The sequence below is a fragment of the Nocardiopsis mangrovi genome (genome assembly GCF_042653925.1).
Lineage (GTDB): Bacteria > Actinomycetota > Actinomycetes > Streptosporangiales > Streptosporangiaceae > Nocardiopsis_B > Nocardiopsis_B mangrovi.
Map to the genome: position 1 here is coordinate 1 of NZ_JBHSFQ010000064.1, position 8,192 is coordinate 8,192.

7 protein-coding genes are annotated in these 8,192 nt (G+C 73.2%); all 7 read left to right on the forward strand.

Features of this window, described 5'->3' with window-relative positions:
* The coding region (locus ACFO4E_RS29760) for an ATP-binding protein (RefSeq protein WP_378580605.1) at nt 1-1,169 on the forward strand (1,169 nt) is incomplete at its 5' end.
* A gap of 255 nt (nt 1,170-1,424) precedes the next feature.
* On the forward strand, nt 1,425-2,195 hold the full coding sequence (locus ACFO4E_RS29765; RefSeq protein ID WP_378580607.1) for a hypothetical protein: 771 nt from the start codon (nt 1,425-1,427) through the stop codon (nt 2,193-2,195).
* The gene (locus ACFO4E_RS29770) at nt 2,192-3,556 is read left to right on the forward strand and encodes a hypothetical protein (protein WP_378580609.1); all 1,365 of its coding nucleotides are present in this window, start codon (nt 2,192-2,194) and stop codon (nt 3,554-3,556) included. The genes ACFO4E_RS29765 and ACFO4E_RS29770 overlap by 4 nt, the downstream gene beginning before the upstream one ends.
* The gene (locus ACFO4E_RS29775; protein WP_378580610.1) at nt 3,546-4,874 is read left to right on the forward strand and encodes a hypothetical protein; all 1,329 of its coding nucleotides are present in this window, start codon (nt 3,546-3,548) and stop codon (nt 4,872-4,874) included. Before ACFO4E_RS29770 ends, ACFO4E_RS29775 begins: the two co-directional genes overlap by 11 nt.
* 110 nt (nt 4,875-4,984) lie before the next feature.
* Nucleotides 4,985-5,065 carry a putative leader peptide gene (locus tag ACFO4E_RS29780; protein ID WP_378580613.1) on the forward strand — a complete coding sequence of 27 codons (81 nt, stop codon included), beginning with the start codon at nt 4,985-4,987 and terminating at the stop codon, nt 5,063-5,065.
* Nucleotides 5,066-5,182: 117 nt separating this feature from the next.
* A complete protein-coding gene (locus tag ACFO4E_RS29785) occupies nt 5,183-6,607 on the forward strand; it encodes a dicarboxylate/amino acid:cation symporter (RefSeq protein ID WP_378580611.1) in 1,425 nt (474 codons plus the stop codon).
* A gap of 158 nt (nt 6,608-6,765) precedes the next feature.
* Nucleotides 6,766-8,025 carry a chemotaxis protein CheA gene (locus ACFO4E_RS29790; protein WP_378580612.1) on the forward strand — a complete coding sequence of 420 codons (1,260 nt, stop codon included), beginning with the start codon at nt 6,766-6,768 and terminating at the stop codon, nt 8,023-8,025.
* Nucleotides 8,026-8,192: the final 167 nt, after the last annotated feature.

The following is an 8,192-nucleotide window of genomic DNA, read 5'->3' on the forward strand; positions in this document are numbered from 1 at the left end:
AGTGCTTCGTCGAGCGCTACCTCGACCGCCCCCGCCACGTCGAGACCCAGTGCCTGGCCGACGCCCACGGCAACGTCGTCGTGGTCTCCACCCGCGACTGCTCCCTCCAGCGCCGCCACCAGAAACTCGTCGAGGAGGCCCCCGCGCCGTTCCTGTCGGCCGGGCAGCTGGAGCTGCTGTACTCCTCCTCCAAGGCGATCCTGCGCGAGGCCGGCTACGTGGGGGCGGGCACGTGCGAGTTCCTGGTGGGCCAGGACGGCACGGTCTCCTTCCTGGAGGTCAACACCCGGCTCCAGGTGGAGCACCCGGTCAGTGAGGAGGTGACCGGCATCGACCTGGTGCGGGAGATGTTCCGCATCGCCGAGGGGCAGGAGCTGGGCTACACCGACCCTGTGCTGCGCGGGCACTCCTTCGAGTTCCGCATCAACGCCGAGGACGCCGGGCGCAACTTCATGCCCGCCCCCGGCACCATCACCGCCTTCACCCTGCCCGGCGGGCCGGGGGTGCGGGTGGACACCGGCTGCGAGGCCGGGTTCACCGTCCCGCAGGCGTTCGACTCGATGGTGGCCAAGCTCATCGTCACCGGGCGCGACCGGGCGGAGGCCCTCCAGCGGTCGCGGCGCGCGCTGGGCGAGTTCGAGGTCGGCGGGATGCCGACCGTCATCCCGTTCCACCAGGCGGTGGTCGACGACCCGGCGTTCGCCCCGGCCGACCCGGAACAGCCGTTCACCGTGTACACGCGGTGGATCGAGACCGAGTTCGACAACACGGTGGCCCCCTACGCCGGCCCGCTCGGCCAGGCCGAGCCGGGCGCGCGCGACTCCGTGACCGTGGAGATCGGCGGCAAGCGCGTGGAGGTCGTGCTGCCCGCCGGCCTGGGCGGGGGCGAGCGCAAGGCCGCCAAGAAGCCGTCCCGGCGCGGCGGCCGCGCGGCGGGCACGGCGGTGGGGGGCGACGCCCTGGTGTCGCCCATGCAGGGCACGGTGGTCAAGGTCGTGGCCGAGGACGGCGGCCTGGTCGCCGAGGGCGACACGGTGGTCGTCATCGAGGCGATGAAGATGGAGCAGCCCCTGACCGCCCACAAGCCGGGCACGGTCACCGGGCTCACCGTCACAGCGGGCGAGACCATCGCCAACGGCGGCGTCGTCTGCGAGATCAAGGACACCTGAGCACGCGGCCCGGGGGGCGCGGTGAGCGGCCGCGCGCGGTCCCGGCGTACTCGGGGTGCGCCGCGAAACGGCCCGCCGTTTCGCGGATGTCCTCCTCCGCCTGCCACCAGGTCTCCGGGCCCAGCGCCCGCAGAGCGTGGACCCCCCTCTCCAGCCGTGCCCGCAGGCCCGGCTCCGCCGCGTCACCCGCACGGCGAGTCCGCCTGGGCCCGGGGGCTCGAATGTGGCCCGATGGGGGTTCAGTACGCTGTTGCGGTGGTCCGCATCCCCCCGAATCCCGCTCCCATCCGGCTGGCCGCCGTGTCGGCCGCCGTCGCCGCGCTCATCGGCTGCGCCGCCGCCCCCGCGTCGGCCGCGCCCGGAGGCGCCGAGATCGGGCAGGCCCAGTTCTTCGCCGACCGCCTCGCCGAGGACCCGGTCTACGTCAGCGACCACATGGCCGGCGGCGACCTCGCCGCCACCCACGAGGCGATGGCGGCGGCGGTGGCGCCCCTCGACGTCCCCGTGTTCGTCATCGCCGCGCCCGCACCCGGCGGCGACTACCGCAAGGAGCCGTTGCTCGCCGCCGTCCACGACCGGCTGGGCGAGGACGGCCTGTACCTGTCGGTCACGGGCGGCGGGTCCGCGCTGGCCGTGGCCGGTGTCGCCTACGGGGTACACGTCCCCGGCCTCGCCGACTCCGTCACCGAGGCCAACCTCCACTCGAGCCGCACCGCCCCGGTCACCTGCGTCGAGCGCATGGTGGGCAACATCTCCTCCGGCGATGCCGCCGGACGGCTGGACGCCACCCGTGAGCGCATCCAACGCGACCACGCCCTCTACGAGGCCACGGCCTCTCCCGACCCCGCCGGGAGCGCGTGGTCGGACCTTGCGGACGACCTCGACCCCGACAGCGTCGTCGGCCGGAACAACATCGGCTTCTCGGCCGGCATTCTGATCGGGGCGACCCTCGCGATCGCCGCCTACTGCGCCCGCCGCGCGCTGCGGCGCGCCGCCGGGCACGTGCGCTCGGGGGTGCGGCGGTGAAGCCCTCCAGCGTGCTCGCAGCCGCTCTCCTCACGTGCGGTGCCGCACTCGCCTGCCCGGCGGCCCCCGCCGCGGCGGACGGACTCGCCCCCTCGCCTTCGGCCGGACCACCCTACGTGGGCGACACCACGCGCACCGAACGCGTCGCCGAGGCCCTGCACGGCGACCCACTGTTCGTCGACCCCGAGGCGGCCGAATTCGTCGGCGCCGAGGAGCGCGGCGAACTCGCCGATCTGATCGCTGGGGCCGACCACCCCGTCTACGTCGTGGTGACCCCTTCCACGCCCTATGACGAGTCGGGCGGCGATCGCGAGCTGTTCCTGCACGCCGTCCGGCACGCGATGGGCGAGGACGGCGACGGCGTGTACATCGCCGCCGCCCCGCCGGACCTCGGCACCGGTCCCTACCGCCTCACGACCGTGCTGTTCGGCGTTCCGGTCGATGAGTTGGCGGCCCTGTACCCCGATGACGCTCCCGATCCACCCGCCGACGACATCCCCACAGCGCGGGGCCGGCTGCTCGCCCAGCAGGTCGCCGCGGTGCTGGAGGACGTCGACACCGCGCCATCCGCGCCGGCCGAGAGCCCGGTCCCCATGGCCGCCCCCGAACTCTCGACCGGCCCCGAGTTCGTCCCCGAAGAGCCGGCCGCCGCCGACTACACCACCGACCTCGTCCCCGGACTGTTCGTGGGGGCGCTGCTCGGCGGTGCCCTGCTGGGAGCCGGGGCGGGCATCGCGGCGCTCCTGCACCGGCGGTTGAGGGTGCGACCCGTTATCGCGCCAGAGGCGGAGCGCCACCTGCCCGCGCTCCTGCGCGCCCGCCGCGCGCCCACCCGGCCCTCGCACCGGCGCCTGGTGCGCATGCTCGACACCGAGCTGCGCCGCCTCACCCGCGAACTCGCCGGCACCCCCCACGAGCATGCCGACCACGCGGCGGCCGTCGCCGCCTACGACGCCGCGACGCTGATCCGCAATGGCGGGCGGGACGACCAGTGGCTGGTCGGTGGGATCGCCATGGTCAGGGCGGCCCGTGCGGCGCTGACGACCCCTGAGCCCGACTCCGGCCGCGCGTTCTGCCTGGCCAACCCCCTGCACGGCGCCGCTCTGGAGGGCCGGGCCGCGACCCGGTACGGCAAGCCGACTCTGCGCCTGCCCGCAAAGGGCCCGCAGGGCGCCGTATGCGCCGCCTGCCACGCGGTGGCCGGCCTCGACCGGCCCTTGACCGACCGGGTGCTGCGGCTGCACTCGGACGGCAAGTGGCGCCCCCACTACCTCTCCGACGGCTTCTGGACGACCACCCAGTACGGCCGCCGCATCCCCGACCTGCCCCGGCGCGTCCTCAAGGAACTCGATGCCGACTAGACCGCTCGCTCGCCCGGCCTCCGCCCGCCGGATCCGCCACCCGTGGCCCCTGTCGTTCCTGCGAGGCGTGTGCGTCCTCGCCGCGATGGCGGGGGCCTCCGCCGCCCCGGCGGCGTCCGCCGCCACGGCCGATACGGCGAGCCCGGCCGAGCGGATAGCCGAGGAACTGCGGGAATCCCCCGTCTACGTCGATCCCGCCGTCACGTCGGCGTTGCCCGAAGACGCCCAGGCCGAGCTCACCGAGCAGATCGAGCAGACGGGCAAGCCGGTCTACGTGGTCGTCGTGCCGCTGGTAGCGGGCGACCCCTGGAACGGGGAGCCCGACCAGCTCTTGGGGACCGTGCACGACCGCGTCGGCGAGGACGGCTCCTACCTGACCGCGGAGCTGGGCTCGACCCCCTGGATCACCGGGATCGACTTCGGCACCGGCCGGGAGCACCAGGCGCACGAGGCCGCCATGGCCGTGAGCCTCGACGCCGACCGCGCCGTCCCACTGTCCGCGCTGTTCAGCGACACGGTGGAGCTGATCGGCACCGGAACCGGTGACGCCGCCTATGAGCGCGCGAGCGAAGCGCTCGACGAGGGCCTGTGGAACGACTCCGGGGAGTCCGCGGCCCCGGACGGCACCGGAGTGGCGCCGTGGCTCGCCGCCGGAGCGGCGGTGCTGGTGGCGGCCGCCGCGGTCGGCGGCCTGCTGCTGTACCGCAGGCGCACGCCCGCCGTCCCGCGCCTGGTGGCCTTCGACAACGCCGACGACGCCCGGCTGGCCCGGCTGCGCGCCGAGGTCGAGCGCGAACTCGTGGAGGTGGCGGAGCGGCTGGGCGCGTTCACCCTGGCCGAGGACGCACCCCAGGCGGCAGAGGCCGCCGAGCAGTACAGGGCGGCGCTCGACGCCCAGCACGCGGCCGGCAAGGCCCTCGACGCGGCCCAAGGAATGGCCGACCTCGCCGGGGCCCGGGTCCTGCTGCACATGAGCGAGGACGCGCTGCGCGCCGCCGAGGCGCGCCAGCGGGGGAGGCGGCCACCGGCCGCGCGCCGCCACTGCTACTTCGATCCGCTGCACCCCACCGCCACCCAGCCCCTGAACTGGCGCGCGCTCGGGTCCCCGCGCAAGGTCCGGGTGCACGCGTGCGCCGACTGCGCAGCGGCCGTGCGCGGCCACCGCGCGCCGGTCGCGCTGTCGGTCGCGCGCGAGGGCGAGCGGGTCGCCTACTTCGAGGTTCCGGCCCCGGAGAGCGTCTGGTCGGCCACCGGGTACGGCAACCTCGCCGACGACCTCGTGCAGCGTGTCCTCCGGGGAGATCTGCGCCACGGCTGAGCCCTCACCGCAATAAAAGCGGTCATTCCCGACAAGAGTGACAATTGAGACCGGATTGTCACTCCGTTGCGTAGGGAATAACCGCGGCGTGCTGGCTATTGTTCTCCATCGTGACGAATCTCTGGGGCCTCACCGAGCGCCGGCACATCGACCTGTGCCGCGTCGCCAGTCAGGCGTGTCGGCGCTCCTGACGCCTTCACCCACCGTTCCCCGTACGCGCGCGCCCTGAGCGGCGCCGCTCCCTCGTCCCCCGGCCGCCCCTCCCATCCTCGGGCGTCCCGGCATCCTCCTTCGCTTGGAGCACCACCGTGCTATCAGCACTGCGCCGCATCCCCTTCGCCGTCCAAGTCCTCGCCGCCCTCGTCCTGGGCGTCGCCCTGGGCGTGGTCGCCCGCCAGCTCGGCGGTTCGGCCGACGACCCCAACTGGCTCGCCGTCACCCTCGACACCATCGGCTCGACCTTCGTCACGCTGCTGCGGACGATCGTCCCGCCGCTGATCCTGCTGGCCGTCGTCTCCTCCATCGCGAGCCTGCGCAACGTCTCCAACGCCGCCCGCCTGGCCGGCCAGACCCTGCTGTGGTTCGCCATCACGGCGCTGGTCTCGGTGGTGATCGGCATCGCCCTGGGCCTGATCGTGCGCCCCGGCGTCAACAGCGGGGTCAGCCCCGGCGGCGCGGAGGCGCCCGACACCCAGGGCTCCTGGATCGCGTTCCTGGAGAGCCTGGTCCCCGCCAACTTCCTGGGGCTGAGCGCGAGCACCTCCGCCGACGACGCGGGCGCACTGACCACCGGCCTGGACTTCAACGCGCTCCAGCTGATCGTCATCGCGATCGCGGTCGGGGTCGCCGCCGTCCGGGTCGGCAAGGCCGCCGAACCCTTCCTGGCCTTCACGCAGTCGGCGCTGCAGATCGTGCTGAAGGTGCTGTGGTGGATCATCCGCCTCGCCCCGCTGGGCACGGTCGGCCTGCTGGGCAACGCCGTCTACAGCTACGGCTGGACCACCATCGGCGCGCTCGGGTGGTTCACCGCGGCCATCTACATCGGCCTGGCGCTGGTGGTCTTCGTGGTCTACCCCGTCCTGGCGCGCGCCCACGGGCTCTCGGTCGTCAAGTACCTCACCGGCGTCTGGCCCGCGGTGCAGCTCGGGTTCGTCTCGCGGTCGTCCATGGGCACCATGCCCGTCACGCAGCGTGTGGCCGAGACCAACTTCGGCGTGCCCCGCCACTACGCGTCCTTCGCCGTCCCCTTCGGCGCGACCACCAAGATGGACGGCTGCGCCGCCATCTACCCGGCTATCTCGGCGATCTTCGTCGCCCAGTTCTTCGACATCCAGCTCGGCATCACCGACTACCTGCTGATCACGTTCGTGTCGGTCATCGGATCGGCGGCCACCGCGGGCACCACCGGCGCCACGGTCATGCTGACCCTGACCCTGTCGACCGTGGGCCTGCCGCTGGAGGGCGTCGGCCTGCTGCTGGCCGTCGACCCGATCCTGGACATGGGCCGCACCGCCACCAACGTCGCCGGCCAGGCGCTCATCCCCGCGGTGGTCGCCAAGCGCGAGAACATCCTCGACCTGGCGCGCTACAACGCGCCGCGCGGGCTCGACGGCTTCGTCGACCCGGACGTGTCCGACGCCCCGGCGCGGACGGACGACGCGGCCGCTCCGGGCGGGGACACCGGCGGCGACACCGTCACCGCGGGCTCCGCCGCGAAGCCGCCGTCCTCCTGACACGGGGGCTTTCCGGCATCGGCCAACGGGCGGCCTGCCATGACTTGCGGGCCGCCCGTAGTGTGGGGGACCACCGGCCCCACACGGACGGAGCAGGCGGGGAACCTTCCCCTCCCCCCGTTCGTCAGTAGTGGGTGAGGGAGGCGAGAGGAACGATCATGTTGCGCCGCTTGGTAACACCCGCCCTGCTCACCGCAGGCTTCTCCGTGGTCATGGCCGCGGCACCGGCGTTCGCCGATGCACCCGCCGCCGGTGACGTCGCCGGCGACCTCCGCGACGACCACGTGTTCATCGAAGAGAGCATCTCCGACGTGTTCCCGCAGGCCGAACAGGACGTCCTGGTCCAGGCGGCGGAGAACTCCGAGGTCCCGGTCTACTACGTGCTGCTGCCCGACGGCACCTTCTCCTCGGAGAGCGCGCTGGAGGCCTACCTCGACCCGATCATGGACGACGTCGGCGACGGCGTCTACGCCGGCTTCGTCGGCTCCGAGGGCTACTTCGTCCGCTCGCCCGACCTCGACGCCTCGGCCCTGGAGTCGATCCAGCAGGACGCCTACACCGAGGGCGGCGGCAACCAGATCGACACCCTCGCCTCGATCCCCGACGCCGCAGCGGCCGAGCAGTCCGCCGACGCCGCTTCCGGCGTCTTCGGCGGCGTGCTGGTCGCCCTGCTGGTGCTCGCCGTCGCGGGCGGCGGCTTCTTCCTCTACAACTCGAAGAAGAAGCGCGAGGCCAAGGAGGCCAAGGAGCTCGCCGAGATCAAGCAGATGGCCACCGAGGACGTCGTCCGCCTGGGTGAGGACATCGCGCGCCTGGAGATCGACCTCGCCAAGGTCGACGACCCCACCCGCGCCGACTACACCCACGCCATGGACTCCTACGACCGCGCCAAGGCCACGCTCGACAACATCCGGGCGCCCGAGGAGATCCAGCAGGTCACCACCGCCCTGGAGGACGGCCGCTACTACATGGTCGCCACCCGGGCGCGGATGAGCGGCGACACCGTCCCCGAGCGGCGCAAGCCCTGCTTCTTCAACCCCCAGCACGGACCGTCCCAGCGCGACGTCCAGTGGGCGCCGCCCGGCGGCTCCCCGCGCTCGGTGCCGGCCTGCCCCGCCTGCTCCCAGGCGGTCCTGTCCGGCTACGACCCCGATGTCCGGCTGGTCGAGGTCAACGGCGAGCGCCGCCCCTACTACGACGCCGGGCCGGCCTACGCCCCCTACGCGGGCGGCTACTTCGGCACGGACATGATGATGGGCATGTTCACCGGCATGATGATGGGCTCGATGATGGGGTCCATGATGGGCGGCGGCCTGATGGGCGCCGGCATGGGCGACGTCGGCGCCGGAGGCGACTTCGGCGGTGATGTCGGCGGCGGCGACTTCGGCGGCGGGGACTTCGGCGGGTTCGACTTCTAGCCACCGCTCCACCACCCGGAACACGAGGACCCCCGGCCCCAAGCGCGGGTTCTAGCGGTCCCCGCAACACCCTGGATTTCAGGGAGTTGCGGGGACCGTGGATTTTGAGGGGTTGAAGGCAAGGTTCTTCGAGGCGCTGGACCAGCAGGACGGCAGTGTCTCGGGTG